Raw genomic sequence first — 24,548 nt, forward strand, 5'->3', positions numbered from 1 at the left:
AGCGTCGTTTCATCAAGCCACACCACACGATCATGAACCACAACCCGCTCTCCCGTCACTTCGCTTCCAGACGATTCCCCGCTTTCCAGAACTGGTTCGCAGGAATCGCATTGGCACTCATGGCTTCGACATCTCTGCATGCCGGCCCGCCCGCCGCATCAAAAACGGACGACCATGACTATCGCCAACTCATCGAGCAACTATCACAAACAATTCGTTCCGAAATGGAACAGAAGCAAATCCCCAGCTTCTCAATCGCGTTGGTGGCAGATGGAAAGGTTGTCTCGTCCGCAGGGTTCGGATTTCAAGATGCCGACAAGACCACCCCTGCTTCCGGGAAAACGGTCTACCGAGTTGGCTCGATTTCTAAGTTGCTGACCGACGTCGCCTTGATGCAACTGGTCGAACAAGGCGAACTGGATTTGGATCACCCTGTTCAAAAGGTGCTACCCGAATTCAAGATCGCCGATGCTGAGCACAGCGAGAAAATCACGCTACGGCAACTGACTCAGCACCGCGCCGGCATCGTTCGCGAATCACCGGTGGGCAACTACTTCGATCCCACCGAACCAAATCTGAAAGCAACCGTCGCCAGCCTCGCGGACACTCCGCCTGTTTACGCCCCAGGCTCTCGCACCAAATACTCCAACGCGGGGGTATCGGTCATCGGATTGGCGGTTGAAGAGGCCGCTGGAGTGTCGCATCCGGAATACGTCCAACAACACGTGCTCGAACCACTGGGGATGACTCACACCAGCTTCGAAAAGAACGAAGCCTTGTTGGAACACACCGCCGATGGCTGGATGTGGGGCTATGACCGTCCCGCGTTTGCCGCTCCCGAGTTCCTGCTCGGCACCGGTCCGGCCGGGAACCTGTATTCCAGCGTCGAAGACCTGGCCCAGTTCAGCTTGTTCGTGATGGGGCAACATCCCGAGAAAATTCTGGAGGACGCTTCTCTCAATGAGATGCTCCAACCCGGCGAGACCTCCGACGGAAAACCACTGCCCTACGGAATCGGTTTCCGTGTCAGCGACTTCCAAGGACATCGCCGAGTCGGTCATGGGGGAGCCGTGTATGGCTTCTCAACCCAGCTCGAGATCTTGCCAGACGAGAACATCGCCGTCATCGCTGCCAGTTCGCTGGACGGAACGAACAACTGGATCACGCGAATCTGTAACCAGGCACTGGAGGGCATGCTTGCCGTTCGAAACAACCAACAACTGACTCCGCCCGTTTCAACCGAACCGGTGCCCCGCTCGCGAGCCCGCAGTTTGGCTGGGGTCTACTCCTCCATGCCCGGCGACGCTTCTCGAACGGTGACCGTGGACTGGATCGGCGATCGACTGCTGCTGTGGAAAGGAACATTCCAACGAGAAATCCGCAGCCGATCGGACACTGGCGAATTGGTCCTGGACGATCGCTTCGGGTTTGGCCCCCGTATTCAACAAGACCAAACGTACCTGGTCATCGACGATGCGACCTACACGCGGCTCTCCAACGCTCCCCCACCAGAAATTCGCGACGAATGGCGCGACCTCATCGGTGAATACGGCTGGGACCACAACACGCTCTACATCCTCGAACGCCATGGACAACTGCACGCATTGATCGAGTGGTTCTATTACTACCCGCTCACCCAAGTGAGCCAGGATCGCTTCGCGTTCCCCGATCACGGGCTCTATCACGGCGAAGAATTGATCTTCAACCGCGATGATTCAGGCGAAATCACAGAAGTCATTGCCGCCCAGGTCGCCTTTCAAAAACGCGAGGTGGGAACCAAAGCTGGCGAGACCTTCAAAATCAAGCGGGAACTTCCGGTCGACAAACTGCGTGAGCTCGCCGATGCCGCGAAACCTCCTCATGAAGGAGGCAACTTCCGCCCGTCGGATCTGACCGAACTGACTTCGCTTGACCCCAGCATCGAGTTGGACATTCGGTACGCGACGACCAACAACTTCATGGACACGGTTTTCTACCAGCAACCGCGAGCGTTCGCTCAACGTCCCGCCGCCGAAGCCGCCGTGAAAGTGCACCAGGAACTCGCAAAGCAAAACTTGGGTCTGCTCATTTACGATGCCTACCGACCGTGGCGAGTCACCAAGATGTTCTGGGACGCAACTCCTAGCGAAATGAAGAACTTTGTCGCCAACCCAGCACAGGGTTCACGACACAATCGCGGTTGCGCCTTGGACCTGACGCTCTTCGACCGCACGACCCAAGAAGTCATTCCGATGGTGTCAGGTTATGACGAGTTCAGCGCACGATCGTTTCCCTTGTATCCGGGTGGCACCCAAAGAGAACGTTACTACCGAGGCTTGCTGCGACGAGCGATGGAGACCGCAGGCTTTCAAGTTTACGAGTTCGAATGGTGGCACTTCGATTTTGATGGCTGGCAACAATACCGAATTGGCAATCTCCCCTTCGAAGCGATTCCCAACTGAAGGCCACACCACTCCATTGAGGTCTTGCCGTTGATCGAGGCCGCGTTTTAGCGGGTTTCAGCATTTGAGCACCTCTCCCGAAACGAAGTTTTGGGGGAGGCATTGCAACACAACATTTGAAAACTGCACGACCTCCATTGCGTCGACCACAACTCATCGGTGAAGGTCACGCCCGACGGCCCATGGCAGAATCAAAACTCTCGCCAGCGGTATCACCAAAGCGATCACCATCGCGACCGGTAAGAAAGTGGGTCTCCAGGTTCCCCACGATTCGCTCAAGACGATTTGCTGGGGCAACACCCCCATCAAAACAGCGGAAAGCAACACAACGGTGAGACACCACACCGCGACTGATTTTGCAATCCAAGCTTTGGGCGTTCCCGGTTGCCGAATGGCCTGCACGAACGCCACCACGACCGTGGCGAGCTTCGCCCACAGCAACCACGTGACCCAAGTTAGAATCTGCAAAACGCCAAGTCGAAACTCTTGCAACATGACCTCCCACTCACTTTGACTGGCAAACCACGATCCCAATCGAAAGGCCCCCCAGAGAAAACCAACGCTGACCACAAAAGTGACCGCGGCAGAGACTCGGCGATCGGCCATCAACGCCAACCACAGCATGGCCACACCGCGTCCAACCAAAACCATGGTTGAGAACAGAGCAATCGCCAGTGACACTCGAACTCCCATCGCAAAAGAACTCACACCAGTACCCGACGCCATCGACTCGGACCATTGATTCCACACCGGCTGATTGGCCGGGATGGCAAAGGCCCCCAGCACGCCAAACGTGACCAACGATGCCAGCAACACCAATCGGATCGTTCGCCACACTTTGATCGCGGCCAGAACTTCTCGCGAAACCGGGCTGACCGCCAACAACAATGGCATCGCCCTGCCCTGCGACCCTCGTCGCATGCCGCTGACTTCCCCCCAACCGCCCGCCGTCGACAACGCGGTGTACGTCAGCACGATCAAACCAGCGACCACCACGGAAGCAAAATTGAGCGGCAAACAAGCCAGCAACACCAGCGTCGGCAAGCCAATCCACGCGATCATCGACCACCGCATTGCCCGTGACTGACGACCGTCAAACCAGGCCAGCGCCGACGCTTGTCCACTTCGCCGCACCGACGCCCCCACACCGAGAATCCACTCGCCGATCGATGATGCAAACTCACGAATCCTCGCCGTGATCGAACCGGCATCATCCAAGCCATACGAGTTGGCACGGGCAAGCTCCAATGATCGATACGTGATCCAAAGAGTTCCTCCCCAAAGCGAGAGCAACAGCCATGGAAAATACACGAGCAGCAACCATTTCGGATGCCCCGAATCCAGTGCTACGAGTGGCCAACACATCACCATGTAACCGGCCGGGATCAGCACCAGCAAAGTGAGGACTCGATACCCGTTCCACGAGAAAGGCCGCCAACAGAACGCTAGCACTGCCATCGACCCCGTACCAAGCGACAAACATAGCGCCGGATAGACCCAAAACTCATGCTGGTTTTTGTCCGCGAGTGAAAACTCAATCGCGATCGCAATCATCATCAACGAGATCGCAATCGCCGCATGTCGAGCCACAGCAGCGACGAACAACAATCGGCTCGATGGGATTGGACTGCGCAGCAGAAACGCATCGAACCCCGAGGCTTTCCGCTCGATGTCTGGACCCGACCAATCAACCGCGAAGATGGACCATAACAGCAATGGGCTGTGCGTCACCGCCATCACCGCCACAATCGCGTTGGAAGCGAGCAAAACATCCGTTCCAAACAATCGGTGTATCCACGCGGCCAAAGCGACACCAATCAGTGACAACAACCAAAGCTTTCTCCACACTCCGCCCCAGCGGGCCCAAAGCAATCTCGCCGCAGCAAGACAGTCCTTTTGCCAATCGCTGCGACGTTCGGTGTCGAACGTGTCATTCGCGGATGAACCAGTCGCCACCGATTGCTGAATGGTCGATTGCTGAATGGATGATGCGTTCATGACAACGACTCCATCGTGGCAGCCGCACGACCTGGCGTTTGGCCTGAAGGATCCCCAGCCATCGTTGACTGCCGCGGGGCTCGCACGTGAGCTTCGAACAAACGCTTCAGCGTCACATGACGGCTTTCAATCCATTGCCAATCCGGCGGCAACGCGGCCGGCGACAAATCCGATTGCCGAGGCACCAACAGCGACCATTCACCGTCTTCCTGATGCCAGCCCAAACCTGCTTCCACCGGACAATCTCTCCGAGCGTGTTGTGTCGTGATCGTCTCGTCACGCGATCGCAAGATCCATTCTTCGTAGCGTTCGTCGACCGCCATCATCGGCATGGATTCAATCAGTTTGCCCTGATGCATGATCGCGACCTGATCACACACCCGACTGACCTCGTCGAGCAAGTGGCTGCTGAAGATCACGGTCCGGCCTTCCAAGCTGACCGTTCGAATGATCGCTTGCAAAATGTCATCGCGAGCGATCGGGTCCAGCCCGCTGCCGGGTTCATCCAAAACCAACAGATCCGGCTTGTGAGCGATCGCGGCAATCAAACCCGCTCGTGCTCGACCGCCCTTGGAGAGCGATCGAAGCTTGGTATCCGGTGCCAACTCAAACCATTCACACAGCTCCGCCGCGTACGCTCGATCCCAAGCCGGATAAATCGCTTCGCAAAACTGGGTCAGATCACGAACTCGCATCCAAGTCGGCAAGCTGTCTTCTTCAGAAAGGTACCCAATTCGCCGCATCACTTTTTCGCGATCGGTGATCGGGTTGCATCCCAGCACGCGGACCTTGCCGACTCGCGGTTGATGCAACCCCAACAAGTGACGCAGCAAAGTGGTCTTGCCGGCGCCATTGAGCCCCAACAACCCAAACACGGTTCCCTGCGGGATCTTCAGCGAAACATCGTTGAGTGCTTCCGTCCGGCCAAATCGTTGACTCAGATTCTCAACCACCACGGCATCTTGCACCGACGACTCTTGAACAGCGTTCATGACGTTTCTCCCCGTTTGCGTTGCAACTCTTCATCGCGACGGAGAATCCATTGCGACAATTCTTTGGCATCCACGCCCAGCCCTTGCGAGAGCACGAGCAATTGATCGATCGCGGGCTCGATCGCCTCCCGCTTTCCTTTCGCGGACATCGACGTTGGCGATGACGAGACAAACGTGCCTCGGGTGCGACGTTTCTCGACCAAGCCCGCTTGTTCGAGTTCGCGATAAGCTCGCGCGATGGTGTTCGGATTGACGCGCAATTGCTCCGCCAACGTTCGAATGGCGGGCATCTCGTCTCCACCAGAAAGCTGCCCCGACAGAATTCGATGTCGAATCTGCTGGACCACCTGTTGGTAAAGCGGCACGCCGTCGTCGGATAAATGAATCTTCACAACTGACCCCTTGTGTTAACGCATTAATACAACTGCCGAGGCGGCGAGTCAACTGTTTTTTTGAAATTCAACTCGTGCTCAGGTCGAAGACCAGCACTCGCAACCAAACTCGTGCTCAGGTCGAAGACCGGTGCTCGTGCTCGTAATCGAAACCACGAGCAATCGAGCAATCGAGCAATCGAGCAATCGAGCAATCGAGCAATCGAGCAATCGAGCAATCGAGCACGAGCACGAGCACGAGCACGAGCACGAGGGCGAGGGCGGGGGCGCGGGCGGGGCAGCCAACATTTTTTCAAATTGTTTAGACAAATGACTCGCCGGGGCGCATCCTGTTGGTTGATGAGCAATTCCATCCCCTTTTCGAAACGCGTTTTTCAGTGCGTCGACCACATGGTGGTTCACGGCGGAGACGCGGTCGCTGGCCTGATCGACCTGACGTCGACTCGGATGGTGCGGTTTGCCACGACAATCACGCGGAACCAGCACGACGCCGAAGACGCGGTGCAAACGGTGCTGGTGAAAGTCGCTGAGCGGCCACGATTGGTTCGCGATGCCGATCAACCGTGGAATTACTTGCTGCGAATGGTCCGCAACGAATCGCTCCTGATCACGCGACGCAAATCTCGCTGGAGCTTGGTCGACAACCTGACGGACCTGCTGACCGTTCGGCGAGTCGATGAACTGGAACAAGAAGAAACGGTCCGAGAGGTTTGGCGAGCCCTTCGCAAATTGCCCACCGAACAGAGCGAAGTGATCGTGCTGAAAATCTGGGAACAAATGACGTTCCTCGAAATCGCTGACGTCCTGGAGATCACTCCTGGCACATCAGCCAGTCGTTATCGCTATGGGATGCAAAAGATGACGCAGCTCTTACGCGGCGACGTCGAATCGGAGGTGCCCACGCATGGCTGATCGCAACTCATTCCCGAACGACCGCTCATCTGATCCAGGCGGCGAATACAACCGACCCAACCACGGCTACGAATTGGACAACTGGAAACTTCAAAACGGCGATTCCGTCGAGGACTTGATTCGCAACGCGGGTCGCTACGTACGCCCATCGTCCGAACTTCGTCCACGAGTCCTTGAATCCGTTCGCCATCAAAACCAAACACGCAAACAAACCGGCGGAGCACTCGGAATGCTCGGCTTGGGAATGGCTGCCATGCTGTCGTTTGTTTGGGTTGGCCAATCGATGCAATCCATCGCACCGCTTCCGCGAGTGACCAGTGATGAAGTGGAACAAGAAGCAATGCTGCGATCATCGCTGACCAATCAATCGCTGGATTGGGCGTTGATGGAAGTGATGGATCAACGGCGCCCATCCAAACAAAACCGTACAAACGCCGATCCCACCGCAGATTCGGGACGCCAACGATGAGCGACCCAACCTCTTCGTCGTCGCCAACTTCCGATCCTCCATCCAACGTCTTCCATGACGGTCTCGCCGCCGCGGTGATGGCTCGCGTCCCCATCCATCTGGGAAACGGCGGCAGCGTCAACGGAATACTGACGCTCGACAAAGTCGAACTGCTGAAACGCCAACCCGCAGCAGAATGGCCGACCCGCTACCGTGCCGCTCGAGAAGTGTTCGATCGCACCGGAAACATGCAGATCATCTTGGATGGTTTGACCCACGACACACGGTCCGAGAAAAAGCTCTCTCGTTTGCTGTGGGGCTCATGCATTTACCTGCTGACTCTGGCGGTGATCGGCTACCTGGGTTTGACATTCTTCACGTACTTCATCGGCCCCAGCGTCAACGCTCTGCGTGCCGATATGCAATTGGTTCCCTCCACCCCGCAAGCTCCACATTCAGATCCGATCGTGGATTTGCTGCCCAGCGTGCTGGCCGTTGCTCCCTTTGTCCTGCTCGGCATCTGCTTGCTGATCTGGATCACCGGTGGTGTCTCACGCTGGGCCGCTCGACTGGGAGGCTCAGCCTTCATTCGTGACAACGCATCAGCCGTTGCGATGCGATTGATCGCCGCGATGGCCAAGACCAATGTGCCAGCCGAAGAAGCCGTGAATCTGAGCTGCGACCTTCTCGACAGTGCTCCAGACACTCGCAACCAAGTGCAAACCACGCTTCGCGGCCGTGTTCTCAACGCTTCCTCCGAAACCACGTTGCTGCGACTGGGATCTCACTTCCAAACAAGTGCCGCCAATCGCATGAGCGTGCTGAAAGTCGTGCTTCCAATTGTGCTGACGGCTTTGATCGGCGGCACTGGAGTGATGGCATACAGCTTTGCCTTGTTCAATCCGCTGGTGTCATTGATCCACGACCTCTCCAAGCCCACTCGGGACCTTCCCGCTGGCAACCTGCCGAAAACGCTCGCTCCAACGCCGCCCGCTGCACCTCAACCCATTGCGCGAAACACAAACGATCTAAATGAGGTGGGCTCGTTCGTTGGTGCAGTCTCACCCCGGCATACGAACGTGTTCGCAAGGGAGCTTCCCGGATCTGAGCTTCCCGGATCACAACGCGAGCAAGGCGACCGTACGATGGACTTCCAAGTCCGTCGACCACAACGGGCCAACACCCCGGTGACGAAAGCTTTCGTCCAGCCAGGAGTGACATCATGAATGACACTCCGGATGAAGAAGTCACGCCTGAACTGGTTGCCCCCGGAACACCTGGGCTGCAGCACGTTCGGAAACAAATGGAACAACTGCTTTCGCGACGATCCATGATCGCGTTGCAACTGCATCAAGCCGCTCAACAATCCGTTGGCCACGTGGCTCAGCAGATGGAATTGATGAGCCGCTGGTTCGATCAACCAGTGACCGCGGACGACGTGCTGCATCACCCCGAAGCACTTGCGATCTGCCAACCGATGCTAGCGGCTCCTCAAGACAACCACTCCGCCGAGGTTGCCGATGAGAAAACCAGACTCGAAGACGCGGTTCGGCGGTGGGAAAGCACACTGTCGGGCCGGCCAACTCGAAATCGCCTTTGGATCATTCTCGTTTACCCACTGGTTCTCGCCTTCGCCAGCATCGCGATTCTGATGATCATCTGCGTGCTGTTGGTACCAGCCTTTGAAGAGATGATGGACGAATTCGGCTTGGAATTGCCGTGGGCAACCGAAGTGGTTTTCGCGATTTCTCACTTCACTCGCGACTATGGCCTGGTGTTGCTGACCAGCGTCATCTTGGTTTTCCTGGCCGTGCAGTTGATTCGCTATCGCTCTCGCCGGATCGGTCAACACCCGCCGTGGGTTCGACTGGGTCGTCGCCTATTCACACCCGCCAGATTGGTTTGGGCATCGTGGGCGGAGCATGTTGCGATGTTGCTGGACGTCGGCTTAACGCGCCGAGAGGCCTACCAGATCGCTGGTGAGAGCAGTTCATCCGGATGGATGTCGAATCTCAGCGCAGGATGCGTTCAATCAATCGACGACGGTCGAACACCTTTAACAGGACCGACACACTTCCACGGCAAACCGTGCCATCTGATGGTGCACGCCGTGCAAACCGAACCGGTTCAACAGCAATCCGACTGCATGCGAGATGTCGCCGCCATCTATCGCGATCGCGAACGACACCGACGCCGCGACGTTTTGATATGGGTATCGCCAATGATCGTCTGCATGCTGGGGATGACCATTGGCTGGGTGATGGTCGCGCTCTTCATGCCCCTCGTGCAACTCATCAGTGGATTGACATGAGCACAGCATCCACACAACCGCAGAACAACACACCCGACGGCTTGCTGGCTCTTTCATCGATCCCGCAACGAGCCCTCGTGCGAACGTTGCTTGTCGCCCATCAAGACCGCGCGAATCCGGCCAAGTGGGTGCATCTTCTCGCGGCCGAATTTGGCGGCCCCGTTGGAATGCGAATGAACCATTTGGCGATGCTCCTGAAAGCAGGCACGCCCGTCGCGGATGCACTCGAACAAACACCAGGCATCTTGGCTCCTTCCGGCTTGATGGCCATTCGCTTGGCAAGCGAAACAGGAACCCTGAGTGAAACCTATGAAGCCTTGATCTCCGACCAGGGACTGGAATCGGAATCAACCGACTCCAGTTGGCGGAACCCGCGATCGGAGTTCACCCGTGTGCTGTTCGGATTCATTGTCGCTTGGTTCATCCTGTCATTCATGATGATTTTCATCATGCCGACGTTCGAAAAGATGTTCGAAGAGTTTGGCCTGGAACTCCCACCGATCACCATTGCGTTGATCTCAGTCAGCCGACGCGGTGGCGAGTTCTTCTTTTTTGGCATCGCGATTTTCGCGATGATGCTCCTGGGACGCTTGTTCTTCTTTGGAGAGAAACGCCCGCAACGATTCAATCCGTTTCGATGGCACGAACGCTTTGTTCCCCCTGCGGTCAATTTGCTTTCATTGCTCGCCATCGTGGTCGGTTCCGGCCGTCCGATCGCCTCGGGACTCGAAACCCTTTCGAAGTGTCATCACATTCCCCAAACACGACGTCGACTCGCCGCGTCATGTGAACGGGTGGAGCGAGGCGAAGATCCCTGGGCAACGCTGGCCAGCGAAAAAATCTTGACCACACGAGAATCGCAAGCCCTGTCGGTGGCCGCATCAAGCGATGTCCAAGCCTGGCTGCTGCAATGGCTCGCAGAATCTCGATTCGACCGGCGTTCGGTTCGTCGTCACCTCCTGACGCAAGCGATCTCGTTGGCCAGTCTGTTTCTGTTGGCCGCTGTTGTGGCTTGGGTTTGCATCGCGATCTTCCTTGTACTCACCAGCCTGATTGGAGCCCTCGCGTGATGAACCATCGCTCCACTCGCCGAACGTCACCCTCGCGAAATGCCTTCACGATGATCGAGTTGGTGGTCGCCGCCTCGATCATGATCGCGTTGATGTCAGTCGTGACGTCGTTGACCTTTCGCATTCACAGGGTCTGGCAAGACACCAATCAACAACGCATCGCGACCTGGGCGGTGTCCAGCGAACTCGAACGGATCACGTCTCTGCCACTGGATGACATCGCGACCACGCTCGACGAACTCGAGGCATCCGAAGAACTCCGAAACTTATTGACCGAACCTGAATGGTCGGGTGACTTGATCGACGATGAACTCGGTCCGCGTGTCGCTCTGCGATTGGATTGGAAACGCCGCCATCCGGGCAAGCCTCTCGAACTGGTCGGCTGGGTCCTGGACACGACCGCTCAACAGGAGGCATCGCCATGAACCGATCTTCCAAACGCCACGCGCACTCCTTGGTTGAACTGATGATCGTGCTTTCGCTGCTTTCATCACTGATCACTGTTTCCATCGGCTGGATTCACCAATCCATGAAACTCTCCAAACAAATGAATTCCCGGCAAGCTCACCAAACCAACCTGACACGTTTGACAAGGATGATTCGGGACGATGCGCGCACCGCCAATGACGCTTCCGTTGACGGCCAAACATTGGAACTGCCATCGCTGCAGGTCGTGTATCAAGTCGATGGCCCAGTGATCCAGCGAACCGAACAAATCGACGCGAGCACCACGCGAACCGATGTCTTTGAATTGCAACCGGGTTCACGCGTCATCTGGAACGACACCGAGCTTCCCAAAGCGATCACGCTGCAGATCAAACGTTCCAGCGGAACTCCCATCCCAAGTCGACTGCCGCAAACAAACGAACCCAGTGCGACCAACTCGGACACAACCGATCGCAACGATTTGCATTTGCGAATGGAACTGAATCGGTACGCACGATTTGGAGTGAAGCCATGAAACAAACATCCCCCCTTCACCCGCCCTTCGAAAACGTCAAGCAAACCACCCCCACTCTCCACCCTCCCACAGGAAAGCTCGAGCAAAACAGATTCACTCCCCGGCCTCCCGCCGGGAGGTTTGAGCGAAGCTCCCTTCCTCTTCACCCTCCCTCTGGGAGGGTCGAGCGAAGCGAGGGGAGGGCCGAGCCTGAACAAAGCCTCCACACCCCACACAAACCCCACACCCCACGCGAACCGCGCAAAGGCACAGCCCTGATCTACGTGCTCGTGTGCCTGGGCATTTCGATCTCACTAGTGATGACCTCGCTAAAAAGCAGCCTGACACACCGTCGGCAAACCAACCATCTGCTTCGAGTGGAACAAACCGATTGGCTGCTCGAAGCCGGATTGGTCCGAGCCCACCGACAACTTCGTGAAGACAATGCCTACACCGGAGAAACCTGGTCGGTCAGCGACGCGATTCGCGGTGATGAACCGGCCGAAATCGAAATCGAAGTGACGCGAGACGACGCTTCGGAGGATTCCCTGACCATTCGGGTGATAGCTCGATTGGGCCAACAAGATCCCGAGAACCCACGTCGCATCCAGCGGTCCAACACCTGGCAAATCGCTTCCGAGCTCTAGCCGACCACGACACTCACCTGATCTCAATCCATTGCTCCACCGACCTTTTCAACCGGCCCCACCTCGAACCCAGGAATCTATCATGGCAACGAAATTCCCTCCCTCGTCACGGCGTGCATTCACGCTGGTCGAACTCTTGGTGGTGATCGCCATCATCGGCGTCTTGGTCGGTTTGCTGTTGCCGGCGGTGCAAGCCGCACGGGAAGCGGCGCGGCGGATGAGTTGTTCCAACAACATCGCTCAGCTCACCTTGGCGACTCACAACTACGAATTCTCGATGGAGCACTTGCCGCCGGGAACCACCAACCCAACCGGTCCGATCGTCAACACGCCCAACGGCGAGCACATCAGCTTCCTGGTTCGCTTGCTGCCTTACATCGAACAGCAGGGTACCGCCGACGACTTTGATTTGACCGCCAGCGTCTATGCTCCGGCCAATGCAAAAGTTCGCGCGTATCAGATCTCCGCGTTCTTGTGCCCATCGTTTCCATTCGGAACCAACGACGAAAAGACGGCTGGACTTTCCAACTACGCCGGCTGCCATCACGACGTGGAAGCTTCGATCGACGAAGACAACAACGGACTGCTGTTTCTCAACAGCGAGGTTCGCTACAGCGACATCTATGACGGCAGCAGTCACACGATCCTGATTGGCGAAATGGTTCCCACCGTCAGATCACTTGGATGGGCGTCTGGAACACGAAGCACACTACGAAACACCGGCACAATGATCGGTGGTGGCATCCGAGCGATGGGTGCGGCGACCGTGGACGAGAATCCTCCCGAGTTCGTCGGAGGCTTCGCCAGTGAACATCCCGGCGGCGGCAACTTCGGCTTTGCGGATGGCGCGGTCCGATTCCTATCTCAAAACATCGACCCACAAATTTACACCTACCTCGGTCACCGAGCCGACGGAGAATTTGTCGACGAAGAGATGTGATTGACTGTCGCCCATCGGCTCCGCCCGATGGAGTCATATACTTCGCACCAACAGTCGCCCATTGGCTCCGTCCAATGGAGTCACCCCGAACATACAACGACAGCATGTTAGGCGAACCGTTCGACCCATCCGCCGAGTTCTCTATCCAGGAACGCTGCAAACCGCACTGGTCGCAAGCGGGAGCAATCGTGTTCATCACCTTTCGACTGGCCGATTCCATCCCCGCGGTCGTAATCGATCGATGGGATCGTGAACGGGTCGACTGGCTGCATCGAGCAGGCCACCCCGAGGCCACGACGCTGAACTGGAAATCGATTGCCCACTCCCTGGAACAAAAACTCAAAGACACGTTCCAGAGACAATTCAGGCAGACGCACGAACGTTTTCTTGATGATTGTCACGGTGCGTGTGTCTTGAAACGTCCTGAGATCGCTTGCATTGTCGCCGATGCATTGCACCATTTCGACGGAATTCGCTATCGACTCGGTGATTTCGTCGTCATGCCCAATCACGTGCATCTACTGGCGTCGTTCGCTGATCCTGACTCAATGTCGAAACAGTGCTTCTCGTGGCTTCATTTCACCGCCAAGAAAATCAACGCTGCGTTGGAACGGCGCGGAAAGCTCTGGCAATCCGATGCCTTCGATCATCTTGTTCGATCAGGTGAGCAATACGAATATCTGCGTCGGTACATCGAAGAAAACCCGGAGAAGGCAAACCTTTGCGAGGGCCAGTTTCTTCATTGGGTCAGCCCCAATGGATGACACTCAGGTTTACGTTGAGGGTCGCCGGATCTAGGCCCTTTCTCCATCGAGCGGAGTCGATGGGCGACAATCACACCCCCGATTCCCCCCAAAAAAGTACGACTTGCCAAAATCGCACCTGGCTAGTCATACTCTGGGGCTCGAAAATTCATTTCCCTGACAAACCACGCCGGCACGTCTGATGTCCAAGAGCAAGAAAAAAGCAGAAACCATTTTCCTGGTCTGCGAAGAAACCGGACAATACAACTACACCCTCCGCAAAAAGCCTGGTGGGGAAAAGCTTCGCTTGAAGAAGTACAACCCCAACTTGCGCAAGCACACCTGGCACGCTGAAAAGAAAAAGTAAGCGTTTCAGCGCCGACTCTATTCAAGGACGACGGTCGATTTGAGTACCGATTCCAGCTCGATTTCCGATTCCAACCAGCTTGTTGATTCCGGGACGAAGCGGGAATGGCGGATCACTCCACACGACGCCCCGTTGGTCGAACAATTGATTCGCACCACGGGGTTGCCTCCGGTCGTCGCTCAGTTGTTGGTCAGTCGCGGCGTTTATTCGCAAGAAGACGCCGCAACATTCCTGGACACCAAACTGACCAGCCTGCGTGACCCGCAGTTGCTGCCCGGCGTGCCTGCCGCGACGGAAAAAATCCTGGCGGCCGCAGAAGCCAAAACGCCGATCGTCATCTACGGCGATTACGACGCCGACGGGATGACCGGGTCCGCCATCCTGGTCAATTGCCTGCGACTGATCGGGGCTGAGGTCAGCTACCACGTGCCCAACCGGCTCGAAGAAGGTTACGGCCTGAACGAGGACTCGATCCGCAAACTGGTCGCTCGCGGCAAGCAGATGATCATCTCGGTCGATTGCGGCATCGCCAGCCTGCAGTGCGCCAAACTCTGTCGCGAACTTGGCGTGACGCTGATCATCACCGATCACCACCAAATTGGCGACGAACTGCCCGACGCCGACATCATCGTCCACCCGCGACTGCCCGGAACGGCTTACCCGTTTGGCGAACTCTGCGGCGCCGGCGTGGCCTTCAAACTCGCCTGGTCACTGTGCCAAGCCAAATGCGGGCAGAAAAAAGTCACACCGCCGATGAAGCGATTCCTGATGCAATCGCTCTCGCTGGCCGCCATCGGAACGATTGCCGATGTGGTCCCGTTGCTGGATGAAAACCGCGTGCTGGTCAATCACGGCCTGCGAGTCATGCAGACTGAACCGCTGCCGGGTTTGTGGGAGCTGATGAAGCTGACCAAACTCGACCAAGCCAGCGAATTGACGACCGAAAACATCTCCTTCGGCCTGGCTCCTCGGCTCAACGCCGCCGGACGACTCGGCCAAGCCCAACTGGGAATCGAACTGCTGACGATCGAAGCCGGCGACCGCGCCGTCGCTCTGGCCCAATACATCGACCAGCTCAACGGAACCCGCGACACGCTGCAGCGAAGCGTTCAACTGGCCGCCCAAAAACAAGCCAAATCAGACTTCGATCCTGAAAACGATCCTGCATTGGTCTTGGCTGGAGTTGGCTGGCACACCGGAGTCATCGGAGTCGTCGCCGGACGACTGGCCGAGAAATACGCCAAACCCGTGATCATTCTTTCGCTCGACACCGCGGGCAAAGTCGACGCGACCGGGTCGGGACGCGTCGGCGGCACAGGCATCAACCTCTACGAAGCCCTGCGAGAATGCGAGGACCGACTGGTTCGCTACGGCGGTCACCCAGCCGCGGGCGGACTGACCATTCGCGAATCCGACATCGAAGCCTTTCGAGGTGACTTCTGCGAAGCGGTTTCGAAGCAGTGGTCCGAACAGGAACTGGCACCGGCAATTCAGATCGATGCGGAGGCTCCCCTCGGTCAACTGAACCTGCAAACGATGAAGCAAATCGAAACGATGGCTCCGTTTGGCGCCGGCAACCCGCGTCCGGTGTTGATGGGCCGCGACATCGAGCTCAACGAACCGGCCAAGAAGATGGGCAAGGGCGAGAACCACCTGTCCGTGCGTCTGAAACAAGGCGAACGCGTCATTCGCGGGGTCGCCTTCGGTGCCGCGGATTGGTGCGAACCGCTGAACCAACACAACGGCCCGATCGAGATCGCCTACCGGCCCGTCATCAACGAGTTCAACGGTTATCGCAGTGTCGAAGTTCACTTGGTGGACTGGCGAAAACAAACCTGAGGCGGACAAGAAGCTGCCACTTTCCTCCATAAGAGGTCGTGCAGTTTTACAAGCTCAGTGATCGCAAGGTTGAATCTCAGTGCTCGCAAGGTTGAATTCACCCTCCTGAACGTATTTGGTGAGGGTCGGAATGCGAGCGTCCAGCGAGAATTCCGGGGAGGGCTGTCCGCGCCGTTTCCCATGCTCGGCCCTCACCCTCGCGTACGCCCGAACGGCGTCGCTCGACCTCTCCTGAAACTTCGTTCCGGGAGAGGTAGGCCATGTGGAAATCGGCCGAAAAGCGGAATCAAAAAAACTGCACGCCCTCCATAGACCCTGCGTCGTTCGACTGGCAAAACTTCCCTGTTTCGCGTGCTGTTCTCTGCGTCGCGTTGCGAGTAAAGTACCGCCACTATGAATACTCTTTTTGAATTGAACGATGATGTCGCGGTCGTAATCGGCGGCACAGGCGAGCTCGGCGGCCACATGGCCCAGGCACTCGGATCGGCCGGAGCTCGCACGGCAGTTTTGGGACGCAACGCGGAACGCGGCGAAGAGAAAGTCAAAGCCATCACCTCGGGCGGAGGCGAAGCCAAATTCTTCGCCGTCGACGGGATGCAAGCGGATTCGTTGGCCGAAGCTCGCGACGCGATAACGGCTTGGGCCGGGACGCCAACGATTCTGGTCAACGCCGCGGGCGGCAACCATCCCGACGCGACGATTCCACCAGGCGGCGATGTCTGCGGGTTGCCTCGCGAAGCTTGGCAGCACGTGTTCGACCTGAACTTGGTCGGCGGAGCTTTGTTGCCCAGCCAAGTGTTCGCCCCCGCCATGATCGAAGCCGGCGTCGGCAGCATCATCAACATTGCCTCGATGTCGGGCATCATCCCACTTTCTCGCGTCGTGGCTTACTCGGCCGCGAAAGCCGCGGTGATCAACCTGACCCTGTGGCTGGCTCGCGAATGGGCGACCACCGGCGTGCGAGTCAACGCGATCAGCCCCGGTTTCTTCCCCGCCGAACAAAACCGCAAACTGCTCTACAACGACGACGGTTCGTACACCGAACGCGGCGGCCAAATCATCGGGCACACCCCGATGGCTCGCTTCGGAAAACCCGAAGAGCTCGCCGGTGCCGCGATCTGGTTGGCTTCACGAAAAGCCTCTTCGTTTGTCACCGGTCAAAACATCGCGGTCGACGGCGGATTCGCATCCGTCACGATCTAGCGCTGCTTCAAAGGCACTTCCCGGATTGTCGGTAGCCGGATTCACCAGAATTCGGATTCGCAAATCACAGAAACGATTTCAACGCGACAGCCCGCTCACAACGGCTCATCCCTTCATCCCAACTTTCCCCATCCACACTGTCCCATGATTGAACTACGTAGCGACGCCAAATACGCCATGGTCATTCCCACCAGCATGGGAATTCGCCTCACGCCAGTGGACCACCAACCGTTCCACTGCAGCGACACGTTCAAGATGCAAGCCACAAGCGCTGAATCCAACGTCGGCAGCATCTCATCGTTCTTGGGATTGCCCGTCAAAATTTTGACCGCGTTCGTCAAAGACAGCCCCGTTGCTCGGTTCATCAAAGATGACTTGGCTGGCCGTCACATGGACTACGAAGGCCCTGAATTCGTTCAAGACAATCCTTGGGGCGTGCGTCACCAAATCAACATGGCCGACAGCGGCTGGGGTTCGCGTGGACCTCGCGTGCAAAACGACCGCGCCGGTGAAGTCGGCCGCAAGCTGAACGTCAAAGACTTCGACCTCGATCGCATCTTCGGAACCGATGGTGCCAAGATCGTTCACCTGTCTGGCCTGATCGCTGCACTGTCGGAAGAGACCAGCGAATTCTGCTTGGAGATCGCTCGTGCGGCCAAGAAACACGGTTCGCGAATTTCGTTTGACCTCAACCACCGGGCTTCGTTCTGGAAAGGTCGAGAAGACCAACTGGCCGCTCAGTTCAAAGAAATCGCCAGCCTGTCCGACATCCTGATCGGCAACGAAGAAGACTTCCAACTGTGCCTCGGCGTCGAAGGCCCCGAAGCCGGCGGCAGTGACATCTCCGCGAAGATCGATGGCTTCAAGGAAATGATCAATCGCGTCAAAAAGGAATACGCCGACACGACTCTGTTCGCGACCACCCTGCGTGAAGTCGAGAGCGCCAACCTGCATCACTGGGGCGCGATCGTTTCGCACGGAACCGAGTTCGCCGTCATCGAGCCTCGCGAAATCGGCGTGATCGATCGCATCGGCGGCGGTGACGGATTCGTCGGTGGCTTGCTCTACGGCGTGCTGCAAGGCTGGGACGCCGAGAAGAGCTCGCAATTCGGATGGGCAACCGGTGCTTTGACCGCAACGCTCTACACCGACTACGGCCAACCCGCCGACGAAGACCAAGTCTGGAGCATCTGGAAGGGCAACGCCCGCGTCCAACGCTAAGCTCCGCAGGACGTTTTCCAATTCTTTTGAAACCTCCTCCTCACCGAGGAGAAAGCTCCACTTCCTTCACCCTCCCTCGGGGAGGTTCGAGCAGTTTTTAAGTGCTGTGCCAGCAACGCCTTGAGAGCCCCGCCTGCGAAGAGGTCGTCCGGTTTTATTTCACCCTCCCTTTGGGAGGGTCGGCCCGCTTCGGGCCGGGGAGGGTTGCGTGCTGGTTCCGATGCTCGCCCCTCCCCTCGCTTCGCTCGACCCTCCCAGGGAGGAGGGTGAATTAGTAAAGTAGTGCCATTGGGTGGAAGCCCCAAGAACGTGGATGAAGATCAGGATGCCGGCCCGGTAGGGGCCGCCGTCGATGATGCGGCGGGAAGTGAAGTGCCTCGGAAAGTCGCCGCCAGATCAACAAACTGGACGACCTCGCTGGACAGACAGGCCCAACGAAGCGTTCCGCGACATTCGGGCAATGCGGCTGGACAGCCGTAGGCCAGGCTGTGCCTGGCGATGGTCACGAGCCGATCAACGAACGACCTGCGCCAACTCACCAATGAACATCGCCATAAAAGACATGGCCTACCGAGCGTTGGTCGACCTTCCACACACCGATCACTCTTTCTCGGCAGTGGCCTCTTCAAAGGTTGTGTACTTCCACACGATCTTGGTAGGTGGATTCAGTTCCATCGTGCCGATCCCCTTTGTCGCGAACTCGCCGTCAACCGTGTAGGTCCATCCTCGCGTTGCGTTGGTGGCAACTCCCTCGATCGAATTGACAAACGCGGTGGTGCCTTCGCCACCGATCTCCATTTTCGGTGCACTTAGATTCCGCATCAAATCCTCCAATGTGGATCCTTCGGCGACGTTGTCGACAACGTAAGACTTCGTCGTATCGTCGTCGATCACGAACTCGAGCGTGACCTCGCCGGTTGGGATGTAGTCCTCGATCACCGGGGGAGCGACTGGCGCGGTGGATCCACCGCACCCACTGAGGCTCAGCAAAACCGTCCCCAGCAGAACGCAGAACAGTGGACGAAAACGGCTTTCACTCGCCTGCGTGAAAAAGTGTCTCGCTGCCAGCGATGACTTCCGTGTCGTTTTTGTAAACACAATGTTTGCCTGTGAAACGTGGTAGCGAGCGAACCTCGCAAAATGATTTCCCACAACTTACCGCGAAAACACGCCCAAGTCATGGGAACCCCCAATCACCACACCCATCCGGCACCCGTAGCCGACTGAGGCCCCTCAGTCGGCAAAACACCCTGCAACGCACCAACCACCCGCAAGCTCATCACCTCGCCCCCACTGAAAACCCCGCCACCGGCTGCAATCGGTGGCGCTCAGGCCGACGGAGGGCCTCCGTCGGCTACAGGTCGCCTAGCACCTTCCAATTCCAACCACCGCACTCGACGAGGCCAACGATGAACCCACCCTCAACCAGTGCAAAACCGCATTCCATCCCACAGCAACCGTAGCCGACTGAGGCCCCTCAGTCGGCAAAAACACCCCTGCAACGCACCAACCACCCGCGCGCCCATCACCTCATCCCTACTGAAAACCCGCCACCGGCTGCGATCATCGGCGCTCAGGCCGACGGAGGGCCTCCGTCGGCTACACGTCGCCTGGCGTCTTCCAATTTGCTCCGTGAAACTCTTGCAAGTCGCTCCAGGACGATCGCACGCCAGGTGAAAGCAGGAGATCCCCAGTAGTCGCAAATTGAGATTACGACTATGGTAACGAAACAAAGAGGCTCGTCTCAAAACAGGATTTGCAACGAAATGACCATGTGCCGGGGAGTTCGCGGGGCCACCACCGTCGAACAGGATGACCGCGAAGAGATTCTCAAAGCAACGACTCAGTTGCTGGCGCTGATGATCCGCCGCAACGAGATCGATTCCGCGGACTTGGCCAGCGCGACGTTCACGGTCACCAAGGATTTGCACAGCGAGTTCCCTGCCCTCGCCGCTCGTCAACTCGGGTGGCTCGAAGTTCCGTTGCTGTGCGGGTACGAAGTCTCGGTCGAAGGCTCACTGCCACGTTGCATTCGAGTCCTGCTTCACTGGAACACGACAAAGTCTCAGTCCGAGATCCAGCACGTTTACATTCGTGATGCGGTGAAGTTGCGGCCCGACCTGTCAAAGGTTCCCGCGGTGGACATTGAGGAATTGGAACGATGGATCGCGGAACACCTCAAAGAGGACTGAAACCGTGAAATTGCAGTGGATCCCCTCCACCACCCTCAGTCTCTTGCGAATGGTCCAGTGGATCAGTTGGCAACGTGATTTGAAGGACGCATCGCTGCAGAAAGCGATTCAGCCCACGGTCCAGTCCGTCTGCACACGATTGGTCAACGCTTCCATTGATCCCGCAGTCATTTGGGAACACTTGATCGATGAAGCCATCGCCCAAGACAACGACGTGGAACTCTCGCCCGCACTTTGCGAAATCGCATTGATTCGCGGCGGGCATTCCGACCTGCAATCCGATCAAATTGCGATGGCGATTCATCGTGGTTTGGAAACATGTCGGCGGGCGTTCACAGCGCGATCGCCTCGATTGGCGGACCAGCTTCGACTGCGATACGCGCCTCTCAAACAGGCTTACGAGTCCTACGGCCCCGGACTGGTTCGCTCCGTCGGAAAAGCGATCTGGAACGGCAGTCCTCCGACCGACTGGTGGCCGTCGCGGGTCAGCGTTCATGCGGTGCAACCCATCGCCAACGGTGCAGCGGGTGCCAGTTCTCAACAAGCCAGCGTGTGGATCGAAGCGGTCCTCACCGACATGGATCCTGACGTTCCCGAATGGTTGCGTTTGGTCTACCAACTGACCTGCATGGCAATCAGCTCGCATACACGAACGCACAACAGCAGCAGTGGAACTCGAACAAGCAGCGACACAGCAACAGGTGAAGCTGGCACATCGTCGGAACTTCCATGGACAACGGCGATCGTTCCGTTGATTCTTTCCAAGGCGGCCGATTCGGGAATGATCCCAAGCAATCGCTTTCCCCTGGCAAAAGCATTGTCGATGTGGCAACCCGAACTGCCCTCCGCCAAAGCTCCCATCGTTGAACGATGGTGGGAACAAGTCGGACTGACCGGTCAACCAACGCCCATCGCACTGAAACAACTTGCTGCCGCGCTGTCGGCGCACAACTCATCCGATCCATCCACCAACTTTCACACGGCTTGAATTGATGGTCGCCTACCTCGCCATTCAAGACGGCAACGAAAAGGGAACTCAATTCCCTTTGGATCCAGAACGCCCGATGCACATCGGACGCGCTGCGGGCTGCGAAATCATGTTGACGGATCCCAACAGCAGTCGATTCCACGCGGTCATTTATTACGAAGACCACAACTGGCAACTTCGCGACACAGAAAGCCGCAACGGTACGCTCGTCAACGGAAAAAAAGTCAGCACAGCTCGATTGAACAATGACACGCAAGTCGTCATTGGGAAAACGATCATGCAGATGATCAATCTCGACGAAGACTCGCTGAACGAAGACGCGTTATCACAAACCGTCTACGAAGAACTCGAGTCCTATCGCACTCGCCAACCCGATCGCGTTCGAGAACCAGGCCAACTGGTCGATCACCCCGATGATCTGCTGGACCTTTACCAACTCAGCCTCTCGTTGCTGGGCGGCAAACGTGCCGACGAAGTCATCAATACAACTCTTGAGTTGTTGCTGGATCGTACCGCATCCGAAACCGTGACGCTTGTCGCTGACTTAGGCGATGGTCGGTGGAAGATCCGACGACAATTCCCCAAGGATTCGCAACCGATCAAACTTGATCGCGGTCGCCTGCGTCACGTTAGCAACGAACAAAAGCCCTACATCAGCGACCCTCCCGAAAACAATGGCAAATCAGGCAAAGACGCCTGCATGATGGTCCCGATTCTAGATGGCGAAACTTCCCTTGGTGTGCTGGTCCTGCATCGCAGCGGTGCTGCCTACGACGAACGTTTGTTCGACCTGACCGTGGGTGCAGGCAGCCTGCTGACAAAAGGAATCGCTCAGTCAACACTGACTGAGAACCTGCGATTGGAAAACCAACGCATCGCTGATCGAAATGCGGACCAAGGCGAATTGATCGGCAGCAGCAAATCCATGTTGCGGCTCAAAGAGCGGATCTCACGCGTCGGTGCCGCCAATGGTTCGGTGCTGGTTCGTGGTGAGAGCGGTTCGGGCAAGGAATTGGTTGCCCGCGCTGTCCATCGATCATCGACGCGAACCGATCGCCCCATGCTGACCGTCAACTGCGCCGCGATTCCTCGTGACCTGCTGGAAAGCCAGTTGTTTGGTCACAAAAAGGGATCCTTCACCGGTGCCGATAACGATCACGACGGTCTGTTTCAACAAGCCAATGAGGGCACGCTTTTTCTCGATGAGATCGGTGAACTGAGCCTGGAAGGACAAGCCAAACTGTTGAGGATCCTGGAAGGTCACCCGTTCCTTCCGGTCGGGGCGACGAAGCAAGTTAGCGTCGACGTTCGTGTGATCGCGGCCACCAACCGAGACCTCACCGAGTTCGTCCGCGACGGCCGTTTTCGCGAAGACCTCTACTATCGACTCAGCGTGTTCGAACTCGTTGTGCCACCGCTTCGCGAACGCGGCGAAGACATCGACATTTTGATTGATCACTTCCTGGACCATTTCCTTCGCCAACATGGTCGCCCCAAATTGTCACTCAGCGATCCTGCTCGCGAGCGGATGCGAAACTACGCTTGGCCAGGCAACGTCCGCCAACTGCGCAACGTCATCGACAGCGCTGTCGTGATGGCCGACGAGCCCATGATCCAAGAAGACGACCTTGGCCTTCGCGACGCGGGGCTGACTCAGATCGATACGCTTCGAATTGATGTCTGGGAAAAGCGTTTGATCGAAAAGGCACTCAATCGTTGCGATGGCAGCGTGCCCGAAGCCGCGAAGTTACTCGGGATCAGCCGAGCGACCGCGTATCGCAAGATCACCGAATATGAGATCGAACGATGAGCGATTCATCGCCCGCCCCCGATCCTGAAAAATCCAAAACCGCGAACGAAATCGCGTCCGACCACGATCACGCCTGCAACCAACGCAAACAACATCTTCGCAATTTGGTCGTGATGGCGTTTGCCGATGGCTCACTCAGCCACCGTGAAGTCCACTTGGTCGCTGAGCGTTGCGAAGAACTGGGGTTGCACGAATCTGAACTCGAGGCTGCTCTCGCGTTTGGGATCAGCGACAGTGCCAAATTGCACTTGCCGACCGAGCCCGATGTCCGTGAGTCATTGCTCAAGGATTTGATCCGCATGATGGCGGCCGACGGTCAATTCGTCGAAGCTGAGAAACGACTGTTCGCTTTGGCTGCCGCGAAAATGGGACTGACCGGACAACGACTGCAGACCTTGATACAATCCGTTCAGCTCGAACTGGGCCGCTCTACGTGACAGACGCTACCTCCACCTCTCGTCGTCGCATCTTGATCACGTCCGGACCGACTCGGCAGTACCTCGACCCGGTTCGCTATCTCACCAACGCGTCGAGCGGCCGAATGGGCGCCGCACTTGCCGGTGCCGCGTTAGCACTCGGACATGATGTCGTCATAGTTTCAGGCCCGGTCTCGGTGGACTATCCCGAGGGTGTCGAACTGATCAACGTGCTAACCACGCAAGAAATGCTGCAGGCCGCCGGCGAGGCTTTCAAAGACTGCGACGGTGCCATCGGTGCGGCGGCACCGTGCGACTACATGCCTCGACATGTCTCGACTCAAAAACTGTCCAAGACCGGCGAACCGCTTCAATTGGAATTGATCGAAACGCCCGATGTCATCGCCACCCTCGGCCAAAGCAAACGGGATGACCAATGGGTCGTCGGATTTGCACTCGAAACCGATGACCGCCGCTTTCGCGCCACCGTCAAACTGGAACGCAAACACTGCGATCTAATGGTCAGCAACGGTCCTGAAGCAATCAACTCCAGCGAAAATCAAGTCGAACTGTTGGATCCGTCCGGCGACGTGATCGAACACATTCGCGGCACCAAAGAACATGTCGCTCAGCGACTCCTTCACCAAATTCATCACCGCCTGCTTTCTTCCTGACTCC

The 24,548-nt window shown here is 57.2% G+C and carries 24 protein-coding genes; 20 read left to right on the forward strand and 4 right to left on the reverse strand.

Features of this window, described 5'->3' with window-relative positions; all coding sequences use genetic code 11:
- Positions 1-32: 32 nt before the first annotated feature.
- Positions 33-2,441 (forward strand): serine hydrolase, encoded by a 2,409-nt coding sequence (locus RB_RS17755; RefSeq protein ID WP_011121964.1) that lies wholly within the window; start codon positions 33-35, stop codon positions 2,439-2,441.
- A 153-nt stretch (positions 2,442-2,594) separates the two neighbouring features.
- On the opposite strand, the gene RB_RS17760 is transcribed toward RB_RS17755, so the two are convergent.
- The 3 genes from RB_RS17760 to RB_RS17770 are packed head-to-tail and all read right to left on the reverse strand — an operon-like array spanning position 2,595 to position 5,823.
- The gene (locus RB_RS17760; RefSeq protein WP_011121966.1) at positions 2,595-4,439 is read right to left on the reverse strand and encodes a hypothetical protein; all 1,845 of its coding nucleotides are present in this window, start codon (positions 4,437-4,439) and stop codon (positions 2,595-2,597) included.
- Complete coding sequence (locus RB_RS17765) at positions 4,436-5,431, reverse strand: ABC transporter ATP-binding protein (RefSeq protein WP_011121967.1); 996 nt, start codon at positions 5,429-5,431, stop codon at positions 4,436-4,438. The genes RB_RS17760 and RB_RS17765 overlap by 4 nt, the downstream gene beginning before the upstream one ends.
- The gene (locus RB_RS17770; protein ID WP_011121968.1) at positions 5,428-5,823 is read right to left on the reverse strand and encodes a GntR family transcriptional regulator; all 396 of its coding nucleotides are present in this window, start codon (positions 5,821-5,823) and stop codon (positions 5,428-5,430) included. Before RB_RS17770 ends, RB_RS17765 begins: the two co-directional genes overlap by 4 nt.
- Before the next feature lie 339 nt (positions 5,824-6,162).
- Here RB_RS17770 and RB_RS17775 point away from each other — a divergent pair, with 339 nt between their 5' ends.
- The 14 genes from RB_RS17775 to RB_RS17845 all read left to right on the forward strand — a co-directional run bounded on the left by RB_RS17775 (position 6,163) and on the right by RB_RS17845 (position 18,464).
- Positions 6,163-6,735: an RNA polymerase sigma factor gene (locus tag RB_RS17775; RefSeq protein WP_231845745.1), complete on the forward strand. Its 573-nt coding sequence runs from the start codon at positions 6,163-6,165 to the stop codon at positions 6,733-6,735.
- The gene (locus tag RB_RS17780; RefSeq protein WP_007338782.1) at positions 6,728-7,204 is read left to right on the forward strand and encodes a hypothetical protein; all 477 of its coding nucleotides are present in this window, start codon (positions 6,728-6,730) and stop codon (positions 7,202-7,204) included. The genes RB_RS17775 and RB_RS17780 overlap by 8 nt, the downstream gene beginning before the upstream one ends.
- Complete coding sequence (locus tag RB_RS17785) at positions 7,201-8,409, forward strand: hypothetical protein (protein ID WP_164922170.1); 1,209 nt, start codon at positions 7,201-7,203, stop codon at positions 8,407-8,409. Before RB_RS17780 ends, RB_RS17785 begins: the two co-directional genes overlap by 4 nt.
- The gene (locus tag RB_RS17790; protein WP_011121973.1) at positions 8,406-9,494 is read left to right on the forward strand and encodes a type II secretion system F family protein; all 1,089 of its coding nucleotides are present in this window, start codon (positions 8,406-8,408) and stop codon (positions 9,492-9,494) included. The genes RB_RS17785 and RB_RS17790 overlap by 4 nt, the downstream gene beginning before the upstream one ends.
- A complete protein-coding gene (locus RB_RS17795; protein WP_011121974.1) occupies positions 9,491-10,564 on the forward strand; it encodes a type II secretion system F family protein in 1,074 nt (357 codons plus the stop codon). Before RB_RS17790 ends, RB_RS17795 begins: the two co-directional genes overlap by 4 nt.
- Positions 10,564-10,989: a type IV pilus modification PilV family protein gene (locus tag RB_RS17800; protein ID WP_164922171.1), complete on the forward strand. Its 426-nt coding sequence runs from the start codon at positions 10,564-10,566 to the stop codon at positions 10,987-10,989. Before RB_RS17795 ends, RB_RS17800 begins: the two co-directional genes overlap by 1 nt.
- Positions 10,986-11,525: a hypothetical protein gene (locus RB_RS17805; RefSeq protein WP_011121976.1), complete on the forward strand. Its 540-nt coding sequence runs from the start codon at positions 10,986-10,988 to the stop codon at positions 11,523-11,525. Before RB_RS17800 ends, RB_RS17805 begins: the two co-directional genes overlap by 4 nt.
- A 299-nt stretch (positions 11,526-11,824) precedes the next feature.
- Positions 11,825-12,151, forward strand: a complete 327-nt coding sequence (locus RB_RS17810; RefSeq protein ID WP_231845746.1) for a hypothetical protein — start codon at positions 11,825-11,827, stop codon at positions 12,149-12,151.
- 82 nt (positions 12,152-12,233) lie between these two features.
- On the forward strand, positions 12,234-13,091 hold the full coding sequence (locus RB_RS17815) for a DUF1559 domain-containing protein (RefSeq protein ID WP_164922172.1): 858 nt from the start codon (positions 12,234-12,236) through the stop codon (positions 13,089-13,091).
- A gap of 74 nt (positions 13,092-13,165) precedes the next feature.
- Positions 13,166-13,855 (forward strand): transposase, encoded by a 690-nt coding sequence (locus tag RB_RS17820; protein ID WP_231845747.1) that lies wholly within the window; start codon positions 13,166-13,168, stop codon positions 13,853-13,855.
- Positions 13,856-14,036: 181 nt separating this feature from the next.
- On the forward strand, positions 14,037-14,201 hold the full coding sequence (rpmG, locus tag RB_RS17825; RefSeq protein ID WP_007324504.1) for a 50S ribosomal protein L33: 165 nt from the start codon (positions 14,037-14,039) through the stop codon (positions 14,199-14,201).
- 39 nt (positions 14,202-14,240) lie between these two features.
- Entirely contained in the window at positions 14,241-16,040 is a 1,800-nt protein-coding gene (recJ, locus tag RB_RS17830) for a single-stranded-DNA-specific exonuclease RecJ (RefSeq protein ID WP_007338790.1), read from the forward strand.
- Positions 16,041-16,433: 393 nt separating this feature from the next.
- The gene (locus RB_RS17840; RefSeq protein ID WP_007332279.1) at positions 16,434-17,243 is read left to right on the forward strand and encodes a D-mannonate oxidoreductase; all 810 of its coding nucleotides are present in this window, start codon (positions 16,434-16,436) and stop codon (positions 17,241-17,243) included.
- Between the two features lie 144 nt (positions 17,244-17,387).
- The gene (locus tag RB_RS17845) at positions 17,388-18,464 is read left to right on the forward strand and encodes a sugar kinase (protein ID WP_007338792.1); all 1,077 of its coding nucleotides are present in this window, start codon (positions 17,388-17,390) and stop codon (positions 18,462-18,464) included.
- Between the two features lie 600 nt (positions 18,465-19,064).
- On the opposite strand, the gene RB_RS17850 is transcribed toward RB_RS17845, so the two are convergent.
- Positions 19,065-19,562 (reverse strand): DUF4430 domain-containing protein, encoded by a 498-nt coding sequence (locus tag RB_RS17850; protein ID WP_231845748.1) that lies wholly within the window; start codon positions 19,560-19,562, stop codon positions 19,065-19,067.
- 668 nt (positions 19,563-20,230) lie between these two features.
- Between RB_RS17850 and aroH the strand changes: the two genes are divergently transcribed.
- From aroH to RB_RS17875, 5 genes are read left to right on the forward strand one after another with little or no spacing between them, the layout of a single operon-like run.
- Entirely contained in the window at positions 20,231-20,656 is a 426-nt protein-coding gene (aroH, locus tag RB_RS17855) for a chorismate mutase (RefSeq protein ID WP_007325001.1), read from the forward strand.
- A gap of 4 nt (positions 20,657-20,660) precedes the next feature.
- The gene (locus RB_RS17860; protein ID WP_193427741.1) at positions 20,661-21,644 is read left to right on the forward strand and encodes a hypothetical protein; all 984 of its coding nucleotides are present in this window, start codon (positions 20,661-20,663) and stop codon (positions 21,642-21,644) included.
- A 4-nt stretch (positions 21,645-21,648) separates the two neighbouring features.
- Positions 21,649-23,454, forward strand: coding sequence for a sigma-54-dependent Fis family transcriptional regulator (locus tag RB_RS17865; RefSeq protein WP_007325003.1), 1,806 nt, complete (start codon positions 21,649-21,651; stop codon positions 23,452-23,454).
- Positions 23,451-23,891: a tellurite resistance TerB family protein gene (locus tag RB_RS17870; protein ID WP_011121989.1), complete on the forward strand. Its 441-nt coding sequence runs from the start codon at positions 23,451-23,453 to the stop codon at positions 23,889-23,891. The genes RB_RS17865 and RB_RS17870 overlap by 4 nt, the downstream gene beginning before the upstream one ends.
- Positions 23,888-24,544 (forward strand): phosphopantothenoylcysteine decarboxylase domain-containing protein, encoded by a 657-nt coding sequence (locus tag RB_RS17875; RefSeq protein ID WP_011121990.1) that lies wholly within the window; start codon positions 23,888-23,890, stop codon positions 24,542-24,544. Before RB_RS17870 ends, RB_RS17875 begins: the two co-directional genes overlap by 4 nt.
- Positions 24,545-24,548 lie beyond the last annotated feature (4 nt).

Source organism: Rhodopirellula baltica SH 1, assembly GCF_000196115.1.
GTDB classification, from domain to species: domain Bacteria; phylum Planctomycetota; class Planctomycetia; order Pirellulales; family Pirellulaceae; genus Rhodopirellula; species Rhodopirellula baltica.